The sequence below is a fragment of the Flavobacterium ovatum genome, assembly GCF_040703125.1.
Taxonomy (GTDB): Bacteria; Bacteroidota; Bacteroidia; order Flavobacteriales; family Flavobacteriaceae; genus Flavobacterium; species Flavobacterium ovatum.
Genome location: NZ_CP160035.1, coordinates 3224423 through 3248361, shown reverse-complemented (window position 1 = coordinate 3248361; position 23939 = coordinate 3224423). Strand labels below are relative to the sequence as shown.

The window sequence follows — 23939 nt, the reverse complement described above, 5'->3', positions numbered from 1 at the left end:
ATTAATTTCATCATACTGAATGAACGCAAAGACAGAATTTTTACCAAATAATAAGATTGAAATTTCCGCAGCCAATCCAGCTGATTTTGAAATTATTCAAGCTATAGCAAAGGCGACTTGGCCTGAAGCTTATGGCGCTATTTTATCAATCGAACAAATGAACTATATGTTGGATTTATTTTATTCGGTTGATAAAATGAAAGCGGATTCGGCCAATGGACATTATTTTGCGCTAGCTAAAGAAAACGAAACGATTTTGGGTTTTGTTTCTTTCGAACATCACTATTTCAATAATCAAACCACCAAAATTCATAAATTGTATTTATTACCAGTTTCACAAGGGAAAGGAGTGGGGAAGTTGTTAGTCGATTATGTTGCTAAAAATGCAAAAGATAATGAATCTCAATCCGTTTGTTTAAACGTCAATCGATTCAATAAAGCATTGGGTTTTTATAAAAAAATAGGTTTTTCGATTGTCAAAGAAGAAAATATTGACATCGGTCAAGGCTATTGGATGGAAGATTATGTGATGGAGATACGGATCTAAATTATTCCACAATAATATTATGACTAAAAAGTAAGCCTTTGAGTTCTGCTAACGAAAAAACGGCTTTCTTTAATTTGGTCTTTTTGGGGTCAATAGTATAATTTCTACTGGTTTTAAAATCGGCTTTGTTGGCGTTGGCGTGATCAAATTCGGCACGATACAAATCACAGTTGTTAAAGAAAACAGCCGTCAAATCAGTTTGCATAAAATCGACCGCGATTAAACTACAATTAGTAAAACTGGTAGCTTTCATTTTTAGCGCATAAAATTTGGAGAAATCCAAAAAACAGTTGTTGAAATGAATTTCAAAAATGAGTTTGTCACACATGGCAAAATTCACTTCTTTGATTTGGCAATTATTGAAATGTACGGTTCTAAAAGCAACGTGACTGATTTTGGTACCATTAAAATTACAGTTGTTAAAATTACAATCTATAAAAGTCACCGCTGTAAAACTACAAGCAGAGAAATCACAATCAGTAAAAACACAAGCTTCGAATTCCTTAAAATTAAGTACTTCTTCGGAATATATTTGACCGTTATAGTTTATATCAAGGAAGTATTGGGACATGTTTGATTTTTGAAGCAAAAGTAATAAAATCGATAGACTGTTTTGTTTTTTACTAGTTTTATTGGTGTTTTACCCATGAAAAAACATATGTTCTAGCTTTATAGCCATAACTTATCCTAGTCACTTAATAGATTGGGTACTTTTACTTCAGTATAATTAAGTTAAAATAATTTTGACACAAAAATACCTTTTTACAGGTTTGGGAGTATTGATAATTGCTTTGGGCTGTAGTCGAAAGATACAATCCAGCGCAGAATCGGTAAGCAAACAATGGCAGGAAGTCAATTCAAAAGATGACTCCAAACCAATTGCTCGTCATGAAGCGGCTTTTGTACGCGTGAATTCTAAAATGTATTTATTGGGAGGACGTGGAATTAGACCGGTAAGTATATATGATGCTCTAACTCAAAAATGGAGTTTAGGGGCTAAACCGCCAATAGAATTACACCATTTTCAACCGGTTGTTTATCAAGATAACGTCTATTTTATTGGTGCTTTGACTGGCCAATATCCTGCCGAAGTTCCGGTTCCTGTAATTTATAGCTACAATACAACCACAAATTCATGGGCTACGGGAGATAAAATCCCTACTGCTCGATTGAGAGGTTCAACAGGAAATGTCATTCACGATGGCATTGTATATATTTCTTGCGGAATTACAAACGGACATATAGACGGACATCAAAATAAGATGGACAGCTACAACATCAAAACAGGTGAATGGAAAGTACTTCCTGATGCTCCAAGAGCGAGAGATCATTTTCAAGCTGTTTTAGCTAAAGACAAAATATATGTTTTGGGAGGACGATTGTCTAAAGCGCCTAAAAACACATTTGCCGAAACCATTGGCGCTGTCGATGTATTTGATATTAAAAAAAACAAATGGGAAACTTTGAAGTCTCCACTTCCTAATGAACGAGCAGGAACAATGGCAACTTTGTATAAAAATCAGGTTTTGGTAATTGGAGGAGAGTCCATAAGACAAAATCCAGCACATGCTGAGGTAGATGCCTTAAATATAAAAACCAATGAATGGAGTGTTTTTCCAAAATTGGTTACAGGAAGACACGGCTCGGGAGTCGTGATTTATAATAATACATTATATATTGCATCTGGTTGTGGCAATCGTGGAGGTTCACCAGAATTAACAACAATGGAAAAATATTAACTAGTATATAAAAAATGAAAACTCTAAAAATCACCGCACTTTTGAGTGTATTATTGATTAGCTGTGCATCAAAAAATGAAGCACAAACTTCTAAAAACAGCAAGCCCAATGTTATTCTTGTAATGACAGATGATCAAGGCTATGGCGATGTGGCAGCTCATGGAAATACAATCATAAAAACACCAGAATTAGATCTGTTTTATAAAGAAAGTTATCATTTAACCGATTTTCACGTAGGGCCAACTTGTGCACCTACTCGCTCTGGATTAATGACAGGTCGCTATGCCGATGAAGTGGGGGTTTGGCACACAGTAGGAGGATGGTCATTATTGCGTGAAAACGAAAAAACTTTGGGGGATATGTTTACCCAAGCAGGATATGTTACAGGTGGATTTGGAAAATGGCACTTGGGTGATAATCATGATTTTTTACCAGAAAACAGAGGTTTTCAACATACTGTTATGCATCAAGGTGGTGGAGTAGAACAAACACCAGATTATTGGGGGAACACTTACTTTAATGACACTTATTTTAAAAACGGAAAACCACAAAAATACACGGGATATTGCACTGATGTGTTTTTTGGCGAAGCAATTGATTTTATTAAATCTAATAAAAACAAACCGTTTTTCTGCTATATAGCAACCAATGCTCCACACGGTCCTTATAATGTGCCAGTCGAATATTATAACATGTATAAGGACATAAGCGATGATTTATTATCTGATTCTCAAAAACGCTTTTATGGTATGATCACCAATGCAGATGAAAATTTTGGTAAACTGAGAAAGTCTATTCAACAACTTGGAATCGCTGATAATACGATTTTAATTTTCATGACAGATAACGGTACTTCTAGTGGTTATTCTTTTAAAGAAGGAAAAGTGAGAGGTTACAATGCTGGAATGAAAGGAAATAAAGGTAGTGAATATGAAGGTGGACACCGTGTCCCTTTCTTTATCTATTGGAAAAACGGTAAAATTACTGGGTCAAAAGATATTAATACCTTGACTGCTCATGTAGATATTATGCCAACACTAGCAGAATTGTGTGGAATTCAATTGCCAAAAGACCACTTAGAATTGGCAGGAAAAAGTTTTGTTCCTTTATTGAAAGGAAAAGCTTTTGACAGCAATAGAATTTTGATCACCGATTCACAACGGGTTCAAGAGCCTAGAAAATGGAAAAACTCTTCGGTAATGCAGGATAAATGGAGATTGATTAACGGTAAAGACTTATATAATATCTCTACAGATATTGGGCAAAAAGATAATCTAGCAAGTAAAAATCCCGAAAAAGTAGCTGAATTGAAATCTTTTTATGAAAACTGGTGGAATAAAACAGCTCCAACTTTTAAAGATGTAGTTTCATTCAAAGTAGGAACAAAAGTAGAAAACCCAATTACATTGACTGCTCATGATGTTCATGGAGAAGAAGGAAAACAACCTTGGAATCAAACCATGATTCGCAACGGATCTATGGGATTAGGATATTGGAATGTGGATATTGTGGAAGAAGGTAATTACGAAATTGAATTGCGTCGTTATCCTGTTGAATCTAAATTGGCTCTTAATGCCGTTGCCAAAGGAATCTCAAAACAAGAACTTCCTGGTCTTGAAAACCCAGTTCCTGCAGGTACAAAAATGAATTATGTATCGGCAACCGTTCAGTTTGGAAATGAAAAAAAAGAACAAATTAAGGTCAATCCAAATGCTTTGTCAGCAGATTTTAAAATGCATTTGAAAGCTGGAAAAACCATCTTAAATGCCAGTTTTATTAATGCTCAAGGGCAAGAAAATGTTGCTTATTATGTTTATATCAAAAAGGTATAGATTATGATGAGTGTATATTTATTAATGAGAATTTTAACTACCTAAATGAATATTAATTTTTAAATCAAAAACAACCATGAAGAAACTATTAGTAATTGCAGCCTTAGCACTTTGTACTTCAGCAATAAATGCGCAAGAGAAAAAAAGTTTAGAGAACGGCGCAAAAGAATTGAATTTGCCTACTGAACAAGTTGATCAACTTAAAGCGATGGCTGCAGAAAGAACTCAAAGAATTCAAGATGTAAAAAAACTGAAATTGGAAAGCGAAGAAGAAAAAGCTAAAATTCAAGAAATCAACAAAGAGTATTGGCCTAAGACACAACGTATTCTAGGACCAGAAAAAATGAAAGAATGGAATGCATACTGGCAAAAATAAAATTCAGTAAAAATGAGAAAGGAGCGTTGAAAAACGCTCCTTTTTTTTGCTTTGAAATAAATAAAATATTTTAGATGGTTTTATTTTCGTAAAATAAAACACATAAATTTAAATAATGAACATCATGAAACATACAGTTTAGCCTCTGTGAGCGAAGTCGAAGCATACAACTTGAATGTCATGAACTTTATTCAAGTCTGCATAAATGATGAGGTAAGAAAATTTATTTTTTTATCTATGATTTAAATGTTTCTTACCTCTTAATAGTCTTCATCAGTGAGGATTTATGCTAAATGTTTTAATAAAATGAATGCCATTAATACCATTGACTCAATTCAAAATTATTCAACCAAACTGCCGCACCTTTTGGGTCTTTAAAAATAATTTTAACTGAATTTATACCGTCAGATTCAAAATACTGTGTACTGTTACCAAAAGATTTATTTTGCATATCACTTCCTTCCGTTACTACAATGTTTTCTTTTACTGTAGTTCCGTTTTTATCTGTAGTACTGATGTTTATTTTTTTAGCATACGGAATTTGGTAAATCTTGTAAGTCGCCGCTTTTTCTTGATTTGGATCCATACTGTCTGTATTGGTTCTTGGGGCATGGTGTACCGTTTTTAATTGGTATTTTCCTTTTTTAAGTCCCGTTAATTCTAGCGATAAACCCTCTTTGGTCGCGCCTAAAACACCATCTCCGCAAGCAAATCCATATTTACCAATAACATTAATTTCGCCCAACCATCTCGTGTTTTCAACTTTGCCAATAGCTTCGATTTTGGCTGTAAATCCACCCATCTCGCTGAAGGTTTTAATGCCTGCATTGTTGTCATTTCCGTTCCATGGAGTCCAATCAAATTGCACCAATTGATCGTTTCCTCCCAAATCTACTTTTACTTGTTCTAAATCGTGAATGGTTTCTGGTTCGAATGCGTTGTCATCTACTTTGGTACTCATGATACTAGCTTTGCCCGACTTCAAACCTTTCGCAAAAGCGGTAACTTCAATTTTCCCAACCGCTGTACCTGCCTGAATCAGGACGGGTGCAACCCCATGAGTCGTAAACATTGGGTTGGAATGTGCGGCCGTTTGATCCCCAACAATAGTAGCGTTTCCTTTTACCGAAAAACTAATGTCCATATCCACATCTTGCAATATCGTACCGTTTTTGTCGACTACTTTGGCGTAACCTACGATAATATCCGACCCATCAGCAGTCAATTTTCGACCATCTGAATCCAATTCCAATATTATATGATCTGGAGCTTCGGGTGTCATTTTGGTATCGCTAGACATTTTTTGTCCTTCGACCAAACCATTAGCGGTAAGCGTCCCTTTTTCGAAATTTTCTATTTTAAAATGAAATGGAGCATGCTTTAGATTTTTATAATCGTCTTTGATCGTTGGAGATTGCGTTGCAATTATTTTTCCGTTCAAAACCAGTTCTACTTGATCGGCGTTGCTGTACACAATTACCTCTTGAGTTCCTTCTTTCCAATCGGTTTCCAATCGAGTAAAAGGCACTTTGGTCAACTCCGACTGGTACCAAAAAAGTCCCGGTCTTGGGTATCTAAAAACCGTCATCATACCGCTACGACTTTTATCTCTTTTGTCTGGATTGGGGTGAAAAGTGTAATAAGCATGCGCCGTCCACGCGATATGACCAATTTTCATTGGGCTGCTCATAAAGTCGTTTACCGCTTCGGGACCACGTTTTCCTTCCATGGCTAGAATAGGTTCGTCACCGCTCCAATAATAATCGCCATAAATCATTTGTGCAAAAATATCGGTCAGTCCCGAGTTTTGCCATCCTGTCCAGCGGCTACTTTGCGAAGCCGTAAATCGAGTTGGGTCTTCTTGCTTCATTATATTATGCGCTCTTGGCACATAACCACGATGATTAATTCCGGCTCCCCAAATAAATACCGATGGGTGGTTGCGGTGGTTGCGCACCATGGTTCTGGCGGCTTTTTCATAGTTGTCAAACCATTCATTGCTACCAATAGACATCCATGTTGGCGCTTCTTCATAAATCAAAATCCCCAATTCGTCACAAGCTTCGATAAAAGCGTTATCATGTGGATAATGTGCGGTGCGAATGACATTCATACCCAGTTTTTTGATTTGCAAAACATCCTTATAATGTAACGAATTAGGCATTGCATCTCCTATAAACCCATAATGCTGATGGCGGTTGACACCAATTAACTTAATCGGTTTTCCGTTGAGCAATAAACCTTGCACATTGTTCATTTCGATTTTTCGAAAACCCATTTTACATTCGGTTTCATCTACTAATTTTCCGTTTTCAAATACGGTGGTATTCACACGGTACAAATACGGATTATCCGTTGACCACAAATGAAAATTATCTTCAATACTACCAATTTCGTTAAACTGAACTTCATTTCCTGCACCAATTTCTTTGGTTTGCGAAAGCTTCAAAACCACCAGTCCGTTTTTGTCTACCAATCGATTGACAACAGTAGTTTTTTGCGTTTGGTTGGTTTCATTTCGAACTCCCGTTTTGATATTTACAGTACCATTCAAATTGATTGGGTCTACCGTAGGCGTTGTTATATTTTGTCCCGAAATATCCGATTCCCAATTGAAAGTCACGTGCGTAGAATTGGTTTCGACCAAATACACATCACGGTACAAACCTCCAAATTTGATATAATCCATAGGTCCTGGATCGGGCGGAATGATATCGCTTTTGCGATTATCCGCCTTTACTGTTACTTGATTTTTACCGCCATAGGTCACGTATTTCGAAATATCAAAATGAAAGGGTGTATACCCTCCTACCGCATATTCTCCCACATGTTTGCCGTTGACCCATACATTGGTTACTTGATGCACGCCTTCAAATTCGAGAAATACTTTTTTGGATGTATCTGCAGTAACCGTAATATCTCTACGATACCAACCTACGTTTCTCATAAAAGTCTTTTGGTACTTGTCATCTTGGTTTCCGTTCAAATCCATCGATGTCAATTCTAATGAATGCGGAACATTGACAGACTCCCATTTTGAATCGTCTAGTTTTTCGGTGTATAAAGCACCATCGGGATCTCCCAGATGAAATTTCCAGCCAAAATTGATGCTTTTTTTGGTTCTCGTGTCTTTCTCCTGTTGGGTCTGACTATGCACGTTCAGGGTGCAAATGAAGCACAGTAGACTAAGTATTTGAATAGTTTTTTTCATTGTATAATAAATTCTAAGGTTTTTGTAGTAATTATTTATGATCCCAAGCTCTAAAGTATTTCACATGAAACTCGCCGTCCAAGCGTTTATCGTCTGGCAAAGCACCAAACCATTTGTTGGATTCACAGTTAAAGTTGACTTCCAACGGCTGGTGCCAATGTGTGTTGGGCGCTTCTCTAAAAAGGATTCCGTCAATATAAAAACGAATAAATTCGGCTGTCCATTCTAAGCCCCAAACGTGGTAATCGGCTTGCAATTCTTTCGGAAAATAATATTTGATAGTTCTTGAAAAATGGGCCTTCACATCGCCTTGATCGGCTGGCGATTTAAAAACATGAATATTCGAATTCAAATCATGACGGTTGTATACAACTCCAGGTGCGTTTTCGCAAATATCAATTTCTGTCCACCAATCTTTGTCCACATTGGTCATCCAAAAACCCGACACCCATGGCGCATCCATCAATTTACATTCGGCTTCAAAATAGCCGTACAAAAATTGTTTTTTACTTTTTATAAATCCTGTCGAATGCGTAAAATCTTTTGGCAATTGCTCGTTGTCATGTTTGTTTACTTTAATGACCAACTCTCCTTTTTCCAGACTTACATTCGAAGGATGAAAATAAGTTGGCGCACGACCTTTCCACTTAGGATTGTTCGGAAACCATTTTGTTTCGTTTAAAGTTTTCGAATCAAATTCATCGGAATACTCTTTTAGAAGTTTCCATTTTCCAGAATTTTTTTGATCCGAAAGCGGAAATTCTTGGTTCAATCTAGAAGGTGCTTTTTCGAGTTGAATCGAATCTGCATACTTTTTTGGCGGAATGGTTAAATCCTGTGCCTGTACAGTCACACAAAATGTAAAAGTAGAAACGATAGTTAATAGTACTGTTTTCATTCTTTGGTTTATATAGTTGTTTTGATTTTTTATTAATTGAATCGAAACCAGTCCAAACTATTATCGGTACTGTTGGTTTCATTTTTAAAAGTTAGAAACAGCGCTTGCTTTCCTTTTTTTACATTTCGAATCGAAGTTTTTACAATTTGATAGTCCTTTGAAGGTTCTAATGCACAAGTACCAATTAGATTTCCATGCTCCGAACCTTGTCTTATTTCGATAGTTATTTTTGAATGAACTACTGCTTTTAATTCGAACTCACTACAGTTTTTAGGAAAATCCAAATATTTGTAAGCTACAAAATCTCCGTCTTTGAAAGCCGCAAGACCTTCTGATTTGATATCGGTCGCTGCAATTCCTGTAACCCGAACATTACTAGATAAGTGACACGCCCACTCGGCCTCTATAATTGCGGTGGCATCTAGGGGTGCGCTTGCTCCTTGCGAACTCATTTCGACTTCATCAATAGTTCCGTCTTTATTGATGAAAATAGGTTCAAGACATGCTTTTCGAAATTTTTGAGAATTGTGAGTCGAACGGTGGTAAAACACATACCATTGGTCTTTGAATTTTTCTATTGAGCCATGATTGTTCCAAGAGGCGGGATCGCAGGCCACATTATCAATCAAAACACCTTTGTATTCAAAAGGTCCCATAGGCGATTTTCCTATTGCGTAGCCCAAACAGGTGGGTTTATTGTTGCGGCTATCATCTGCGAAAACAAAATAATACAGTTTTCCTATTTTTCGAATAGAAGAACCTTCATGAAAAGCTATATTACCTTTAGCATCTAATGGTTCTGTAGTTGTAGTAGAATCTATTTCGATCAAATTAGGTTTCAATTTGGCCACTTTAGGTTTGCCTTGTCCCCAATAATAATAGCCTTGACCATCATCATCAATTAAAACAGCGGGATCAATTTGATTGGCTCCTTTGATTTGTTTCCCGTTCACAAACGGTCCAAAAGGAGACGAACTAGTCGCAACACCTTCGGTTAATTTTTTGCCTGGTGAGCAATAGTAGAGATAATAAGTTCCGTCTTTGTAGGCGCAATCTGGAGCGAATAGTAAATTGTCATGGTAAGAAACTTGGTCGTATGGGCCTTTGGATGCGAAAGCATTTTCGGTCACCGTCCATTTTTTTAAATCAGAAGTGCTCAATACATGATGCGAATAAGAGCACCAATAATCATCACTCTCGTCACGAGATCCGTAGAGGTACAACTTGCCATCTTTCCACACATGCGCTTCCGGATCAGCAATATACATCCCTGCAGGAACAATCGGATTTTGCGCTTTTACTACCAAAATAAAAAGTATAAGAAAAAGCGTAAATATTGTATTTTTTTTCATTTTATTCGAAAAATAATTTAGAGACTGAAAAATACAATCTTTTACTTCAAAGGAGCAACAATACAGCATCTTATACGTCCAAAAATCCATTTGTTATAGAGATAAAAACATTTGATTTACTAGACTTACCACATCCTAGTTTAGTTTTGTTCGAAAGTAAAAGGTGACTGAAAATGAACAAAAAAAGAATATTAAACCAATACACTTTTATACCATCATAACACCAATACTTTTCAATAACCAAAAAACAACACTATGAAAGTAAAATTATTTGCCCTTTGTGTATTGAGCTTTGCGGCATCCAATTCACAATTGTTGGCACAAAAAACAGTCAAAAAACCAAATATTCTTTGGATTTTGACTGATGACCAACGAAAAGATTCCAACGGCTATTACAACCAAATCACAACAGGAAAAAATGATAGTCCACTGGGGTATATTGAATCTCCAAACTTAGATGCTTTGGCCAAAGAGGGAGTTGTGTTCCCGAATATGTATTGCAACTCACCCGCTTGTGCTCCATCACGAAACGGAATCTTAGCTGGGAAATACCCGCACCATTCTGGAGTCTATGGTTTTGAATATTTTAATGGTGAGGCCGAATTTTTCACCAAAACGATGCCTCAGATTATGGTTGAAAACGGGTACGAAACCAGTTTGTTTGGAAAGGCTGGTTACCGTAATAAAAGCGTTGACAAAAAAAGTGCTACTAAAAAAACGGAAGACTTATACAAAGGTTTCTATCAAAAATATGTTTTGGATACCGAACTGGAAAGAGGTGGCGTAACCGACTGGAACAAAGAAACGACTTACGGGAAAGTAAACGGAAAATCGGCTAAAATAGATACGCGCATGCAATTTTTCTATCCGAATAATGTCAAAAAATCTTGGACTACAGAAGATAATATCTCAGATGCAGAAAAAGCTATCAAAGCTTCTGTTGAAAAAGAATTGGATATCCTGTATCACAATGCCAGCGATGGAGAAGAGTCTACTTTGATTATTGGTGGAGTTAACTCTATGCCGGCAGACAAAACATTGGATGGTAATATTTTGACCGAATACCGTAACTATTTGCAAAATCAAAATAAGCCTTACCAATCCTTATTAGGAGATAAAATGGCGGGTGCCGATACCAGCAAACCTATTTTTACGAGTTTGAGTTTTCATTTCCCACACACACCTGTGATGCCTCCAAAGGAATTTAGAGATCGCTTTAAAGATAAAGTGTATAAAATTCCAGCATTCGATAAAAAAGAAGAATTGAGTAAACTACCAAAACAATTGGTGGACTTATACAATAAATTAAGAATTGACGGCTACTCTTATGAAGACAAGCAACAAGCCATCAGAGATTATTATGCCTTTTGTGCTTTTGGAGATTATATCATCGGGAAAGCAATTGCCGAATTCAAAGCCTATTCGAAAAAGAACAATCAAGAATACATGATCTTGTACACTTGTGGAGATCACGGATGGCAATTGGGAGAACAAGGTATTGAATCTAAATTTTCGCCTTGGGAACTTTCTACACATACCACTGGAATTTTGGTTTCGTCAGACAAAAAAGCGGTACCTGCAGGAAAAGTGTATGATGGCTTTGCTGAATATGTAGACATCATGCCGACCGTTTTGGCCGCTGGAGGTGTTGATTTGAAAGCCAAAGAATACCAATTTTTGGACGGATTTGATTTAGCCGAAATGTATTCGAACCCAAAACTAAATAAAGACTACATTATTGGTGAAATAAATAGTGTTGCAGGTCCACGCTCGTATATGCGTACCAAGGATTTCGCTTTCTCAATGCGTCCACGTCCATTGAATGGAGGACCTGGAGGAAGATACAAACCAAATGAAAACGTACGTTGGGGATTGGATGCTCCAAGACAAGAAGTGCAATTGGCATTTTATGATTTACGTAAAGATCCTATGGAGCGAAACAATCTGGCTAATGACAAAAACTACATTGCTTTGACAGATTGGTTTAGAGCCAAACTCGGAAATATTATTCTAGGTGATGGTCGTATTGAATGTGATTGGAAACAAAAAAACGTTTACAACACCAGTACTTTTGCCTTGGGTGCAGATGATAAGAAAATCGACATTCCAAAAAATATTGTTCCAAAAATATAACTAAAATACAATCAAAAAAGCCTTTAGAATTTGTTTCTAAAGGCTTTTTTTTTCATTTTATCGTATTTAACCACAATAAATACGCTTAACAAGTAGTTGACCTATAATAAGTTAACTATATGTTATAGGGTAAAAACCATATGCGAATGCCTGTTTCACTAATGAATTATAGTTTTGTGTAAACTTTAAACATAAAACAATTATGAAAAAATTATTACTCTTATTTGTTACTAGCCTTGGAGCTATAACAATTTCTCAGGCACAGCAAAATCTTAGTTTAAGTACAAATGCAACCTCTTTAAGCGCTATTGTAATTTCAGACAATGGTTATATTCTAGAAGAAACTAGCACTGGAGTTTACGCACAAAGAACAATAACGGTTACTTCGACGAATGATCCTGGAGATGGTTCTGGTGGATATAACAATGCTTTTTTTGTTGTCAAAAATAGCGTACCTACAAACGTTGCTACGGCAGGAACCTTATCTACTGCAAATGCTACTACTGTATCCATTGATCCTGTTGACGCAGCTATAAACACTAGAACTTGGGTAATTTCATTGTTAACCCTATCTTCAGGAAATATTACACCATTAGGCGCAGGTTATGATTTTAGACCTACTGGTGGGACTTCAAGTAATCCACCTCAAGCAGTTACAATTGTACCAACCTACACTATACCTGTTGTAGAAAAACATAGTTATGAATTTAATAATGGGACTAACACCGAAGGTTTCAATGCAATAAATTCTGCTATAACAGTTTCAGGAGGTAAAATGATTATTACAACTGATGCAGTCGCAGGTAATGCACCACACGCTGTTGGAATTATAAGAAAAACTGATCCAACAAATTATGTAAATGCAAATACTTTTAAATATGCACATGTATATTATAGAAACAAATCAGAAAATAATCAACTTAGGATCTCTACTGGTAGTGCTCCTAGTGGTACTAATGGATCAAATTATACAACATTAACTTTAAACATGACCGATGCAAGTCCTTATGAAGTTGCTGTTGTTAATTTAACTAATGCAGTAACATGGACTGGGAATATTGATACTTTTGATGTACAGCACAGAACGAGTGGTAATAGTTCATTAGTAGGAACTTTAGAAATTGACAGAATTGAATTTTCTACAGGTGCAACTTTAGGATTGAATACAAAACAAGTTATAGAGTTCGTAAATGTATACCCTAATCCAACAACTGGAGCGATTACTATTTCAGATTTAAAAGACAGTAAAACTATTAACATATTCAACATGTTGGGAGCTGTTGTAAAAACTCTTCCTGCAACAAATACAATTGACATCTCTGATTTGGCAACAGGAACTTATATCTTGAAAACAGATACAGGATTAAGTAGTAAAATTATAAAACAATAATTTAGATTCACTAGCTTTTTTTAGTTAAACCAAACCCTTTGCTTTTATCAAAGGGTTTTTTTGTTATAATAAGAAAAGTTCTATTATGAATATAATAGATTATGATTTTTTAGCCACAAAGGCACAAAAAGACATAAATTTAAGTCAAAATAATAACTTTTAATCCTAGGGGCAGTTAAGTGAATAATTCACTGTCTTTTTTTAAATATTCAATTTATAAACTCATACAGGTTATAATGAATATGTAAAAAAGACCAATATATCTCAAATAATAAAATTAATTTTCCTTAGCGATAATTATTCTTTTAAATATTAATAACAATTAAATCATTTCCTTTTTCGAACCAATAACCAAATAACGACTGGTGCTCCAAACAGCGACGTAACCGCATTAATTGGTAAAGTTATTTCATAACCAGGCATTTGAGATATAACATCACAAAGTAACATAATACTGGCACCAATAAGCAAGGTACTCCAAAACAACACCACATGATTACTAGTCTGAAAAACCAATTTGGCAATATGCGGAACGGCAAGTCCAATGAAGGCAATAGGGCCAGCATAAGCAGTAATGCTTCCAGCCAAAATACTAGTTGCTAAGATGATAATAAAACGGGTTTTGTTGAAGTTCAATCCCATGCTTTTGGCATAGTTTTCTCCTAAGAGTAAAGCGTTCAAAGGCTTGATGCTGTATAGACTTAGTAATAGACCAATAGCCACAGCTGTGCTCAAAATAAGAATCGAATTCCATGACAAATTCCCAAGGCTTCCCATAGCCCAAAAAGTAAATTTTTGCAGTTGATCGGCGGTGCTAAAGTAGGTGAGTGTGCTTACAATGGCTGAGGTAAAACTCCCAAACATCAGTCCTACAATAAGGATCGCCATGGTATCTCGCAATCGTTGTGCAACGACCAAAACCGCTAGTAGAACCAAAGTGCTGCCAATGGTGGAAGCCAATACAATTCCGTAAGATGACAATAGGATACTACTCAAGAAAGGTGGAAGGAATCCTGCTCCCAAAATCACGAAGGCTACGCCTAAACTAGAGCCTGAACTCAATCCTAAAACGTAAGGTCCAGCAAGTGGATTTCTGAAAAGCGTTTGCATCAACAAACCACTGATTGAAAGTCCCATTCCGACCAAAATCGCCGTAATCGCTTTGGGTAATCTATAGTTGATGATGATGTATTCCCAAGTAGATTTACTAGCTTGGCCGCCACTCAAACTGTGGTAAATATCTTTACACGGAATAGTCACAGACCCAAAACTAATGTTTAGAAAAAACAAGCTTAGGAACCCGATTCCAACCAAGGCAAATAATAGAAAAGTAGATTGTTTTGAAGCCAATGTTAGTTCAATTTTTGTGCAAAGGTAAAGGTATAATTTGGAAGTAACTCAGGATGAAATATTTTGATATAATCTTTTAAAACTAAATCAGGTCGGCTAGGTGCTAATTCATAATAAATTGTACCACCTGTAGCGCCAATTTTTCCCTCAAAGGTATAGACCTGCTTCTTCTTGAAAGCTTCAAATTGACTGTAATGTGGATTAGCATTGGTCATTTCGTTTAAACTTTTGAACGAACTGGTTGCTATCCAGAAATTTGCATTTTTTGCTTTTTCGAGTACCGTTTCAAATGATAAAGACAAACTTCCAGAACCTTCTAAATTTGCCCAAAGATAATCTGCTTTGGCATCTTTTATAAATTGTGCAACCCAGCTATTTCCTTTGGCTACAAACCATTGATCCTGGTACATAGAACCATACAAAACAGATGTTTGATCATTGGTCATAGTTGCTAGTGCCACCGCATCTTGGTAGTCTTTTACAATTTGATCAAAATGTTTTTGAGCATCTGTTTCTTTACCTAACAAAGCTCCATAAAGCTTAATCCACTCCGCTTTTCCAAGTGGAGTTTGTTCCATCCAGTCGGCTTGAATAAGTGTTTTTAAACCGCTTTTTTCTAAATTTTTAATCATCGGATTGTGATTGTCCATGCTAAAAGTCACAATCAATTCGGGTGATAAATCAATTAATTGCTCGACGTTTAATTTTTCATTTTGACCTAGATTTTTAATCTTTCCTTGATCAATTAAGGCTCTTGTTTTTTCGGACGAAATGTAATCTGTATGCGGAAATCCAACCAATTTATTTTCAACTCCTAACATTTCGAGATACGGAATAATCGTTGTTGATGTCACTACAATAGATTGTAAGGGAACTGTAATTACAGGATATTTTTGTAAGCTATCTGGAAGCGTAGTCTGTTTTTCTTTTAAAATATAAGTCAGGTTTTTAGTAGCATTTGGCCAAGGATTGATGATTTTTACAACAGAATACCCTTCTTTTTTATAAATGGCTAAACTCGATGCGTACTCGATACTGTTAGTCATATTTGGAACGCTTTCAGCTTGTACTTTATCCGACTTTTTGCAGCTCATTAAAATGAAAAAAGTGCAAGTAAAAAGGATTTTATAGGGAATGAATTTCATTATTTTATTTCAAGTTTTGGCACAAAGGTAGGAGAAATTATAAAAAAGACTAATTTATTTTGGAGCAGATGTTTTAGTTTCCATTATAATATTGGGTTCCTGCTTTCGCCTTTATCTCTTCGTTTCACACGAGGATATCTCCCGAAGCTTCGGGACTATCATGGCTAGCGAGAACAATTATATTCATTCAAATTTGATTAAGTATACTCCTTTGAAATAAAATTTGCTTTTTAGTTTTTTTATCATTTACCTTTGTCGAGAATTTAAGGTTGTTGTTTTTTTTAACCAAAAACAACATTAAAAGGGAATTAGGTGAACGAGACCTGAAAGCAGATATTTGATACCAGATTGAAATACATCGAAAATCATAAATCTACAATCTAAAATCGTTAATCCTAAGCTGTACCCGCAACTGTAAGCTACAAAGCTTGTTGTTATCTACAAAACCACTGCTCGCCGCGGCGAGTGGGAAGGTAAACAACAAGACGCAAGCCAGGAGACCTGCCTTTATTCTTAACAAATACAAATCTCTCGGGAAAAAGGGATTTCAAATAGATGAAAGCAAAACAAACTTTTTTTTACAGCTTATTTTTGATAAGTCAACTGATTGTCTCTCAAACCAAGGAACCTATTTCTTTGCAGGAGGTGGTGATTACTGATGTAGCTTTACGTAACTATTCTAGTTCTCTTCAAATCAAAAAAATAGCTGATTCTGTAGGATCATAACGAAAACCTGTGGAGTGGAACAAATTAAGCATATATATTAGTTAGTCTAAACAGGAAGTATTCTATATTTCTAACTCCTCTGAATTTTGATCTGAATGCTTTTATTTTGGCATTGAATGATTCTGCAGAGGCATTAGTACTTCTATTGTCAAAATAATTTAATATGGTCTGATAATGATTTGTAATTGTACGAGAGATTGTGCCGAAAGATTTGAATCCGGATTGATCTACTTTTTCATGCCATTTGGCTAGTTTTGCAAACCCAATGATTTTGTCAGTTGTTTTTTCAAAGATAGTACGCAAATCTTGTGCTAAATCGTATGCTTTTAAAATGTCTGGATATAATTCAAACAATAAAGTGGCACGTTGCGTTTGGTTATGCGTCCATCTTGATTTGTTTTTGTATAAGAAATAACGACTTCTAGCGAGTAATTGCTTAAGTGTATCTCCATTTGAAAGTATTTGAGATTCGAAATTAGATTTGCTTTTTTTTGCTTTTTCAATAGCATTATTTTCTTGATCGATAGCTTCCCAACGATATTTAATCCTGATTTCCTGTAAAGCCTCTGTAGCTAGTTTTTGAACATGAAATCGATCTGTGACACGAGTTGCATTAGGAAAGCATTTTTTGGCAATCAAATTCATATTTCCCGCCATGTCTAAAGTTATTTCCTGAACTAGATTTCGTTGTTTAAGAGCGATTTTTTCTATAACTGCAATAACTGTATCGGCTTTAGTTCCTGCAATCATAGCTACAATAGTTCCCTTTCTCCCTTTTCCAGATTTGTTAGTTAAAATAGTATAGAGTTCGCCATTTGAAAGGGAGGTTTCATCTATTGACAGGTTCTTTCCAATGTTTTGCGGAAAAACAAGCCATTTTTTAGCATGTTTTATTTGATCCCAAGCTTTAAAATCACTTAAAAAGTCTTTGTATTGACATTGGAGGTTTCTACCAGAAACTCCATAGAAAGAAGCAATAGTATTACAATCATTTGGACTAGAATCTATTGATCTCTTTTAAAAAAGACGCAAACTCCTGTGTTACACGAGTTCCGTCTGCTACTAAATTCCAATCTCTAAAAACAACTTTACCAGTGTCTTCATTAAGCCATCTTCTACGAGTGATATGAAGATATACTTTATGACCGCGGATAGGGAAATCCTGGACTGTTATTTCATCGAAGAATCCTTTTGAACTTAATTTGTTTTGACGATATTCTTTTGGTAGTGAATTAATCTCTTTTAGATAAAGATGGAGTGCTTCATTTTCCTTTTTATAAGAAGTAAGTTCAAAATAGTTTATTATTATCTCAGGTAGTAATAATTTTAGGATCTCATTAAAAGAATCTTGCATTGGGAAAAGATTTTAAAATACAAATATCCTTATTTAAATATTTCCCCACAACTTTTTGTCTTGATCCATTCTGTAATCGAAAAAAATTACAATTCCCTTACCAATTTATTGCGCTATAACAGCTTACTTTATTTTAAAGAAAATGGTAATGGCATGGTGTCTTCAGTTTCATTTCGCGGAACAACAGCCGCTCAAACAGCAGTTATTTGGAACGGAATAAATATTAACTCACAACTATTAGGACAAACAGATTTTAATACCATTACACCATTGGGTTATTCTAGTATTTCTGTCAGGAGCGGAGGAGGAAGTGGTATTTATGGCAGTTCGGCAATTGGTGGAAGTGTGCATTTGAACAACGAATTGAACTTCAAAAAACAATTCAAAAATACGTTACGAGTTAATTTGGGGAGTTTCAATACCCAAGGTTATTTCTATGATCTACGGGTTTCTGATAGTAAATTTGCTTCCCAAATAAGTATTTCGAGAAATCAATCGGATAACAATTATAAATATCTCAATCAAAATCAAGTCAACCAAAACGGAGAATATTACAATTCTGGATTGAACACCAACTTTGGTTACAAATTGAATGAAAATCATAAAATCAACTTTTATAGCCAATTGTATGATGGAGAAAGAAACTTTTCAGGTACAGTAGTTACCACTTCACTTAGTAAATATAAGGATCTTAATTCTCGAAATTTATTAGAATGGATAGCCCGAACTACTGATTTTACTTCGACCCTAAAGGCAGCTTATATCACTGAAGAGTACAAATATTTTGAAAATAAGAACAAGGATAATTTTAGTAAAGGTGGAGCCAATACTAAGCTGCTAAAATATGATTTAGATTATTCGTTCTCTACAGATTTTACCCTCAATTCGGGTTTTACTTACACACAAATAAACGGTTTTGGGAGTTCGATAAATAACGAAAAGAGAGAAGTAGGTTCTGCTAGTTTATTGGCAAAATATACACTATTCCCTAGGCTGAAAATGGAGGCAAGTGCAAGGCAGGAAGTAACAACCAATTATAAAGCTCCTTTTTTATATTCGGTTGGACTAGTTGTGATGCCATTGGATAACTACAAAATAAAGTTGAATACCTCCAAGAACTTTAGAGTTCCCACCTTTAATGATTTGTATTGGCAGGGTAGCGGTAACCCAAATTTGAATCCAGAATTGTCTCAGCAAGTAGAGTTGGGGCAGGAGTTGGTTACAGGAGCTTTTCAGTTTGTGGCAACGCTTTATTACATACATACCAAAGATATGATTCGTTGGGTGCCTAATGAGAGCGGTCTTTGGAAACCTATAAATACAGATGTTGTCAATAATAAAGGACTAGAATTGATAGGACATTACAAGAAAAGGTATAAAAAGCACGGTTTTGATTTGGATGTAGCTTATGCTTACACCTCGTCTGTAGATGAGAAAAAGGAAAAACAATTGATTTATGTACCTTATCATAAATTGACATCAAGTCTGGATTACTCTTTTGAAAATTGGAGTGTTAATTATCAATTTCTGTTTAATGGTGCTGTGTTTACAACGGCAGACAATCTATATAGACTCAAAGAATATCAGGTTTCTAATCTATCTGCCTTTTGTGAAATAGATAAAAAACAACATTATAAAATAGGGTTTCAGGTAATGAATCTATTTAATAAAAGCTATCAAACAGTAGAAATTAGGCCTATGCCTGGAATTAATTATAATTTATCCTTAACAATTAAATATTAAATAATGAACTTTAAAAAAATTACAATTGCTTGCATCGCCACTGCTTTATCTTTGGTTTCTTGTACGAATGATGATAATGAATCCAAATCACAAGGGACGTATGACAAAGGTGTGATTATTTTGAACGAAGGCGGTTTTACTAAAGGGAACGCTGAGATTTCGTTTCTTGCCAACGCAGGTGTAGCCACAGAAAATAAGTTGTTTGCTCTAAACAACGGAGGAAGTTTGTTGGGTGATGTAGCACAAAATTTTAATGCTAACGGAGCAACTGCTTATGTAGTAATGAATGGTTCGAATAAGATTGAGGTTCTAGAGAGATACTCGTTGAAAAGAATAGCTACAATAAGTAAAGATTTGTACAACCCAAGATATATTGTGTTTGCCAATGGCAAAGGCTATGTAACCAATTGGGGAGATGGTGATGATGCTACTGACGATTATGTAGCGGTTATTAATTTAACAACGAACCTTGTTGAATCAAAAATCCCAGTTGCCGAAGGACCAGAGAAACTAATAGTGTACAACAGCAAGTTATATGTTGCGCACAAAGGAGGGTATGGTTCTGGAAACACACTATCTGTTATCGATGTTGCTACGGCCAAAGTATCAACTACCGTTCCTGTTGGTGATGTTCCTGCTGCTATTGAAGAGAATCAAGGGGTAATTTATGTTTTATGCCAAGGGAAATCGGTGTGGTCAGGTGCTGAATCTGCCGGTAAAATCCAAAAAATTAATCCTGCAACAAATTTAGTTACGACTAGTTTAGATTTTGCTTTGACGTCTCATCCTGGAAAAATGGATATTGAAAATAACAAAATTTATTTTACACAAGCTAAAAATGTTTATGTAATGAATACAAGTGATACGAGTTTGCCAACAACGGCATTATTTGAATCTACTTTTAGCCCTTACGGATTTGCTGTAAATAATAATTTGATCTATACTGGAGATGCTGGGGATTATAGCTCAGACGGAAAAATAGCTATTTATGATACTGCTGGAAGTTTAAAATCTACTTACGCTGTAGGTATTATTCCAGGTGGTTTCTTTTTTAATAACTAGTTTGTAGAAACTATATTGATAATCAAAAAAATCTCGTTCTATTGTTTTAGAACGAGATTTTTTTTGCTATTCAATTTGCATTCCTCCTCGGCCAGAGAGTGTTTTGGAATCGCCCAATTCTTGGAATGGTTTTTCAGTAGTTTGTTTAGCCGTTTTAGCCGTACCAGTAATTTTCTCTATGGCTTTACTCAATAAAGGTTCAGAAGAATCACCTAATATACCATAAGTACTTACGGATTCTTTTAAAGAGTAAGTAGGAACAATACCCAATGGATAATCTCCAAAACCATTTTTGTTTACAGTATAAGCTACAATAGGTTGCATAGCATATTTGTGATTTGGATTCCTGTTTGACGCTCTAAAATCAGGAGAGTCATATAATGTTACAGAGGCTTGATTTTTTCCAACTGTTTTATCACCAATTTGAATCACATTGATATAAGGTTTTAATCCATTTATGATTAATTCACTAGCGGAAGCGGTTCCTGCAGTTGTTAAAATATAAATTTTTGATAAATTGAGACTATTAATTGGGGTAGTTCCTATCTTATCAGGAAATAAATAATTAGTATTATTACTGCTTTTTTTGCTGTTATAGGTTAGTTTAGAAAAAATTTGCCCTGTATACTGCCCAGTAATCATACTGGCTAATCGAGTTGCTGTTTGCACAGAACCACCTGGATTGTATCGTAAATCTAAAACTAAGTCTGTTATTCCTTCTGTTTTTAAAGTACCAAAAGCATTATTTAAAAGTGTATCATAACTAGAGTAAAATCCGTTGTACATTAAATACCCTATTTTATAACTTCCAGAATTGATTACTTTATTAATTAGAATGGGATTTTCATCCAATAATGTTTTGGTGAAATCAATTGATTTTCCGTTTGGAATAATGGAACTGCCGTTAAAATCAGCAAAATTCATGGTGTAAATTTCAGAGGAACTAAATAATAAGGAACTATAATTATCTAGAGTAAGAGCAGTACCATTTATTCCGTAGAAAACTTCTCCTCTTTTGATGTCTTTAGTTGACGCATCCGAATTTGGGATAATATAGCTAACGATTCCAACTACTTTAGTATTATCATTAGGATCTAGACTAAGTTTAAATTCAATTCCATTATTTTTAGTTGTCCCTTGAAAGCTCTGTTCTAGAACGGTATAGTCACTTACAATCCAACTAAAACGGTCAATACTTTTGGCTACTCTTAAAGCTTCAAATAAATTTTCGGGAGTGTAATTGCCCAAAAAATCTTTGTATTGGGTGAGGTTAGCAAATCGATTATCTCCTAAATTCGGGACGTCAGATTGCCATAAGTAGTACACGTTGAGCCCTTTCCATATGAAGTCATTAATTTGTAAATCCTTTGGAAGTGCAATATCATCAGTGTCTTCACAACTTTGGAAACTGAAAACAGAAAGAAAGAGAAGAATAAGAAATTGTGATTTACGTTTCATAAAATTATTTAGGTATAGGTAATTAACGTAAAAATACTATCTTTAGTTTTAAATTGTGGATATATTTAACATAATTAATTTTTGAAAATATGAAAACACAGCGCCTTAAAAAAGTAGTTTTACCCTCAATAATTGCGATCATTATTGGAATTGGAGTCTTTGTTGGTTGCAAAGAAAAAAAAATAGAGTCTAATTTAGGAAGCTTTGATAATCCAGAATTAGCGTTTATTGAAACTCAAAAGGCTTTGGCGCTTGTTTCCACTAATGTTAATCGTGGCATGGAAACTGTTATGTATATTCAAGAATACGAAATAGCTAAAGCTAAAATATTTATTAAACAATAATATTAATCAATTTTTTAAAGATGAAAAATTTTATAACCGCTATAGTACTTGTCTTGTTTTCTATTTCAGTGTTTTCACAAAATGCATTGGATAAATTCAATGATCAAGATGATATTACTGCTGTAGTTGTCAATAAAAAGATGTTTGACTTAATGAGTAAAGTAAAGGTCGATGCTTCTGATAAAGAAACACAGCAATACATGAACTTGATAAAAAAGTTAGATAATTTAAAGGTATATACAACTACAAATAATAAGGCAGCATTGGACATGAAATCAACTGCTGATAAATACATAAAAACTGCTGGTCTTGAAGAACTAATGAAAGTGAATGAAGCAGGTAAAAATATTCGAATTGTAGTAAAGTCGGGTACCGGAGATGCTAAGATCAAAGAATTATTGATGTTCATTGAAGGTGGTAATCGAGATAATGAAACCGTTTTGATGTCATTAACAGGCAATTTTAATTTGAATGAAATAGCAGTGCTTACCGATAAAATGAAAATACCAGGTGGCGATGAATTGAAAAAAGCTACTAAAGATAAAAGATAGTTTACTGTAAATATAAGTCACAAAAAAAGCTTCCAGTAGGAAGCTTTTTTTATAAAATTAATCCGCTGCGGTTAAGTATTTTTTTGATTTTTCTATCTCTATAATTTTTTTATAGATCTCAATACTACTTTGAGAAATTTTAGAAATATGATATTTTTTAAACAACATATCGAAGTATGTTTTTGATTTTTCTAATTCATTTACCTTGTAATAATAATTTCCTAGGTAGTCAAACATTTCTAGTGATTCATATCCCTTAGCGATAATTCGTTCATAAGTTTTAGGAACATCTACTGAGACATACTTTTTTTGATTGCAATCATCCTCTTTCGCGGATTGAGCATATCCGTTAGAGATGCTAAGTAGGAGGAAAAGTAATAGAAAAAATACAGGTGGATATATTTTTACTTTAACTAATTTTAATTTCATATTTCTGGTCGGTTGTTAATGGTTTACAGCTTTACAGCAATAAAGGGATTGAAAGATACACACATGTTATTAATTAACAAATTTTTTACGATTAATTTAATTAAATTGTCGCTTAATTGTATAAAAGAAAGTTTTTACTTATGGTATATTATTGATAATGAAGGGTTTGATTTTTGTGTGGAGTGATTTTTTTAAATAGTCCTACTTGCATACTTAACATAATATATTTTTTAATTTAGTATTGAATAACTGTTCGATTATGTAAACGGAAAGAGTTTACTATTATTATTATTATTATT

General features: G+C 34.8%; 21 protein-coding genes and 1 riboswitch. Of the genes, 11 read left to right on the top strand and 10 right to left on the bottom strand.

The window, feature by feature from the left end:
- Positions 1 to 19 precede the first annotated feature (19 nt).
- Entirely contained in the window at positions 20 to 547 is a 528-nt protein-coding gene (locus ABZP37_RS13665; protein WP_366183663.1) for a GNAT family N-acetyltransferase, read from the top strand.
- A gap of 1 nt (position 548) precedes the next feature.
- Here ABZP37_RS13665 and ABZP37_RS13660 read toward each other — a convergent pair whose 3' ends face one another.
- Positions 549 to 1118: a pentapeptide repeat-containing protein gene (locus tag ABZP37_RS13660; protein ID WP_366183662.1), complete on the bottom strand. Its 570-nt coding sequence runs from the start codon at positions 1116 to 1118 to the stop codon at positions 549 to 551.
- A gap of 172 nt (positions 1119 to 1290) precedes the next feature.
- Between ABZP37_RS13660 and ABZP37_RS13655 the strand changes: the two genes are divergently transcribed.
- The 3 genes from ABZP37_RS13655 to ABZP37_RS13645 all read left to right on the top strand — a co-directional run bounded on the left by ABZP37_RS13655 (position 1291) and on the right by ABZP37_RS13645 (position 4494).
- Positions 1291 to 2286, top strand: a complete 996-nt coding sequence (locus ABZP37_RS13655) for a kelch repeat-containing protein (RefSeq protein WP_366183661.1) — start codon at positions 1291 to 1293, stop codon at positions 2284 to 2286.
- 14 nt (positions 2287 to 2300) lie between these two features.
- The gene (locus tag ABZP37_RS13650) at positions 2301 to 4118 is read left to right on the top strand and encodes an arylsulfatase (RefSeq protein ID WP_366183660.1); all 1818 of its coding nucleotides are present in this window, start codon (positions 2301 to 2303) and stop codon (positions 4116 to 4118) included.
- A 76-nt stretch (positions 4119 to 4194) separates the two neighbouring features.
- Complete coding sequence (locus ABZP37_RS13645) at positions 4195 to 4494, top strand: hypothetical protein (RefSeq protein ID WP_366183659.1); 300 nt, start codon at positions 4195 to 4197, stop codon at positions 4492 to 4494.
- 316 nt (positions 4495 to 4810) lie between these two features.
- On the opposite strand, the gene ABZP37_RS13640 is transcribed toward ABZP37_RS13645, so the two are convergent.
- From ABZP37_RS13640 to ABZP37_RS13630, 3 genes are read right to left on the bottom strand one after another with little or no spacing between them, the layout of a single operon-like run.
- Positions 4811 to 7705, bottom strand: coding sequence for a glycoside hydrolase family 2 TIM barrel-domain containing protein (locus ABZP37_RS13640; protein ID WP_366183658.1), 2895 nt, complete (start codon positions 7703 to 7705; stop codon positions 4811 to 4813).
- A 31-nt stretch (positions 7706 to 7736) separates the two neighbouring features.
- Entirely contained in the window at positions 7737 to 8603 is an 867-nt protein-coding gene (locus ABZP37_RS13635) for a family 16 glycosylhydrolase (protein WP_366183657.1), read from the bottom strand.
- A 32-nt stretch (positions 8604 to 8635) separates the two neighbouring features.
- On the bottom strand, positions 8636 to 9955 hold the full coding sequence (locus ABZP37_RS13630) for a family 43 glycosylhydrolase (protein WP_366183656.1): 1320 nt from the start codon (positions 9953 to 9955) through the stop codon (positions 8636 to 8638).
- A gap of 255 nt (positions 9956 to 10210) precedes the next feature.
- On the opposite strand from ABZP37_RS13630, the gene ABZP37_RS13625 reads away from it, so the two are divergent.
- Together ABZP37_RS13625 and ABZP37_RS13620 are read left to right on the top strand one after the other, a co-directional pair.
- Entirely contained in the window at positions 10211 to 12088 is a 1878-nt protein-coding gene (locus ABZP37_RS13625; RefSeq protein ID WP_366183655.1) for a sulfatase-like hydrolase/transferase, read from the top strand.
- 202 nt (positions 12089 to 12290) lie between these two features.
- A complete protein-coding gene (locus ABZP37_RS13620) occupies positions 12291 to 13478 on the top strand; it encodes a T9SS type A sorting domain-containing protein (RefSeq protein ID WP_366183654.1) in 1188 nt (395 codons plus the stop codon).
- A gap of 327 nt (positions 13479 to 13805) precedes the next feature.
- On the opposite strand, the gene ABZP37_RS13615 is transcribed toward ABZP37_RS13620, so the two are convergent.
- Together ABZP37_RS13615 and ABZP37_RS13610 are read right to left on the bottom strand one after the other, a co-directional pair.
- A complete protein-coding gene (locus tag ABZP37_RS13615; protein ID WP_366183653.1) occupies positions 13806 to 14828 on the bottom strand; it encodes an iron ABC transporter permease in 1023 nt (340 codons plus the stop codon).
- Between the two features lie 2 nt (positions 14829 to 14830).
- On the bottom strand, positions 14831 to 15973 hold the full coding sequence (locus ABZP37_RS13610; protein WP_366183652.1) for an ABC transporter substrate-binding protein: 1143 nt from the start codon (positions 15971 to 15973) through the stop codon (positions 14831 to 14833).
- 249 nt (positions 15974 to 16222) lie between these two features.
- Positions 16223 to 16497, top strand: a riboswitch (cobalamin riboswitch).
- A 31-nt stretch (positions 16498 to 16528) separates the two neighbouring features.
- Between ABZP37_RS13610 and ABZP37_RS13605 the strand changes: the two genes are divergently transcribed.
- The gene (locus ABZP37_RS13605; protein WP_366183651.1) at positions 16529 to 16699 is read left to right on the top strand and encodes a hypothetical protein; all 171 of its coding nucleotides are present in this window, start codon (positions 16529 to 16531) and stop codon (positions 16697 to 16699) included.
- A 24-nt stretch (positions 16700 to 16723) separates the two neighbouring features.
- Here the strand turns inward: ABZP37_RS13605 and ABZP37_RS13600 are convergent, their stop codons facing one another.
- Both ABZP37_RS13600 and ABZP37_RS13595 read right to left on the bottom strand, forming a co-directional pair.
- A complete protein-coding gene (locus ABZP37_RS13600) occupies positions 16724 to 17677 on the bottom strand; it encodes a transposase (RefSeq protein ID WP_366187450.1) in 954 nt (317 codons plus the stop codon).
- Positions 17678 to 17696: 19 nt separating this feature from the next.
- Positions 17697 to 18053: a transposase gene (locus ABZP37_RS13595; protein WP_366182372.1), complete on the bottom strand. Its 357-nt coding sequence runs from the start codon at positions 18051 to 18053 to the stop codon at positions 17697 to 17699.
- 60 nt (positions 18054 to 18113) lie between these two features.
- Between ABZP37_RS13595 and ABZP37_RS13590 the strand changes: the two genes are divergently transcribed.
- Both ABZP37_RS13590 and ABZP37_RS13585 read left to right on the top strand, forming a co-directional pair.
- Positions 18114 to 19796, top strand: coding sequence for a TonB-dependent receptor (locus tag ABZP37_RS13590; RefSeq protein WP_366183650.1), 1683 nt, complete (start codon positions 18114 to 18116; stop codon positions 19794 to 19796).
- A 3-nt stretch (positions 19797 to 19799) separates the two neighbouring features.
- The gene (locus tag ABZP37_RS13585) at positions 19800 to 20858 is read left to right on the top strand and encodes a DUF5074 domain-containing protein (RefSeq protein WP_366183649.1); all 1059 of its coding nucleotides are present in this window, start codon (positions 19800 to 19802) and stop codon (positions 20856 to 20858) included.
- Between the two features lie 66 nt (positions 20859 to 20924).
- Here ABZP37_RS13585 and ABZP37_RS13580 read toward each other — a convergent pair whose 3' ends face one another.
- Complete coding sequence (locus ABZP37_RS13580) at positions 20925 to 22316, bottom strand: S41 family peptidase (RefSeq protein WP_366183648.1); 1392 nt, start codon at positions 22314 to 22316, stop codon at positions 20925 to 20927.
- 89 nt (positions 22317 to 22405) lie between these two features.
- Here ABZP37_RS13580 and ABZP37_RS13575 point away from each other — a divergent pair, with 89 nt between their 5' ends.
- Together ABZP37_RS13575 and ABZP37_RS13570 are read left to right on the top strand one after the other, a co-directional pair.
- Positions 22406 to 22660: a hypothetical protein gene (locus ABZP37_RS13575; RefSeq protein WP_366183647.1), complete on the top strand. Its 255-nt coding sequence runs from the start codon at positions 22406 to 22408 to the stop codon at positions 22658 to 22660.
- Between the two features lie 20 nt (positions 22661 to 22680).
- Positions 22681 to 23211, top strand: coding sequence for a DUF4252 domain-containing protein (locus tag ABZP37_RS13570; RefSeq protein WP_366183646.1), 531 nt, complete (start codon positions 22681 to 22683; stop codon positions 23209 to 23211).
- A 57-nt stretch (positions 23212 to 23268) separates the two neighbouring features.
- On the opposite strand, the gene ABZP37_RS13565 is transcribed toward ABZP37_RS13570, so the two are convergent.
- The gene (locus ABZP37_RS13565; RefSeq protein ID WP_366183645.1) at positions 23269 to 23640 is read right to left on the bottom strand and encodes a hypothetical protein; all 372 of its coding nucleotides are present in this window, start codon (positions 23638 to 23640) and stop codon (positions 23269 to 23271) included.
- Positions 23641 to 23939: the final 299 nt, after the last annotated feature.

What these genes read in the sequence shown, in the direction of transcription:
- ABZP37_RS13665 (WP_366183663.1), top strand. Translation starts at nt 20, where the DNA reads ATGAACGCAAAGACAGAATTTTTACCAAATAATAAGATTGAAATTTCC.
- ABZP37_RS13660 (WP_366183662.1), bottom strand. Translation starts at nt 1,118, where the DNA reads ATGTCCCAATACTTCCTTGATATAAACTATAACGGTCAAATATATTCC.
- ABZP37_RS13650 (WP_366183660.1), top strand. Translation starts at nt 2,301, where the DNA reads ATGAAAACTCTAAAAATCACCGCACTTTTGAGTGTATTATTGATTAGC.
- ABZP37_RS13645 (WP_366183659.1), top strand. Translation starts at nt 4,195, where the DNA reads ATGAAGAAACTATTAGTAATTGCAGCCTTAGCACTTTGTACTTCAGCA.
- ABZP37_RS13640 (WP_366183658.1), bottom strand. Translation starts at nt 7,705, where the DNA reads ATGAAAAAAACTATTCAAATACTTAGTCTACTGTGCTTCATTTGCACC.
- ABZP37_RS13635 (WP_366183657.1), bottom strand. Translation starts at nt 8,603, where the DNA reads ATGAAAACAGTACTATTAACTATCGTTTCTACTTTTACATTTTGTGTG.
- ABZP37_RS13630 (WP_366183656.1), bottom strand. Translation starts at nt 9,955, where the DNA reads ATGAAAAAAAATACAATATTTACGCTTTTTCTTATACTTTTTATTTTG.
- ABZP37_RS13625 (WP_366183655.1), top strand. Translation starts at nt 10,211, where the DNA reads ATGAAAGTAAAATTATTTGCCCTTTGTGTATTGAGCTTTGCGGCATCC.
- ABZP37_RS13620 (WP_366183654.1), top strand. Translation starts at nt 12,291, where the DNA reads ATGAAAAAATTATTACTCTTATTTGTTACTAGCCTTGGAGCTATAACA.
- ABZP37_RS13610 (WP_366183652.1), bottom strand. Translation starts at nt 15,973, where the DNA reads ATGAAATTCATTCCCTATAAAATCCTTTTTACTTGCACTTTTTTCATT.
- ABZP37_RS13605 (WP_366183651.1), top strand. Translation starts at nt 16,529, where the DNA reads ATGAAAGCAAAACAAACTTTTTTTTACAGCTTATTTTTGATAAGTCAA.
- ABZP37_RS13595 (WP_366182372.1), bottom strand. Translation starts at nt 18,053, where the DNA reads ATGCAAGATTCTTTTAATGAGATCCTAAAATTATTACTACCTGAGATA.
- ABZP37_RS13585 (WP_366183649.1), top strand. Translation starts at nt 19,800, where the DNA reads ATGAACTTTAAAAAAATTACAATTGCTTGCATCGCCACTGCTTTATCT.
- ABZP37_RS13580 (WP_366183648.1), bottom strand. Translation starts at nt 22,316, where the DNA reads ATGAAACGTAAATCACAATTTCTTATTCTTCTCTTTCTTTCTGTTTTC.
- ABZP37_RS13575 (WP_366183647.1), top strand. Translation starts at nt 22,406, where the DNA reads ATGAAAACACAGCGCCTTAAAAAAGTAGTTTTACCCTCAATAATTGCG.
- ABZP37_RS13570 (WP_366183646.1), top strand. Translation starts at nt 22,681, where the DNA reads ATGAAAAATTTTATAACCGCTATAGTACTTGTCTTGTTTTCTATTTCA.
- ABZP37_RS13565 (WP_366183645.1), bottom strand. Translation starts at nt 23,640, where the DNA reads ATGAAATTAAAATTAGTTAAAGTAAAAATATATCCACCTGTATTTTTT.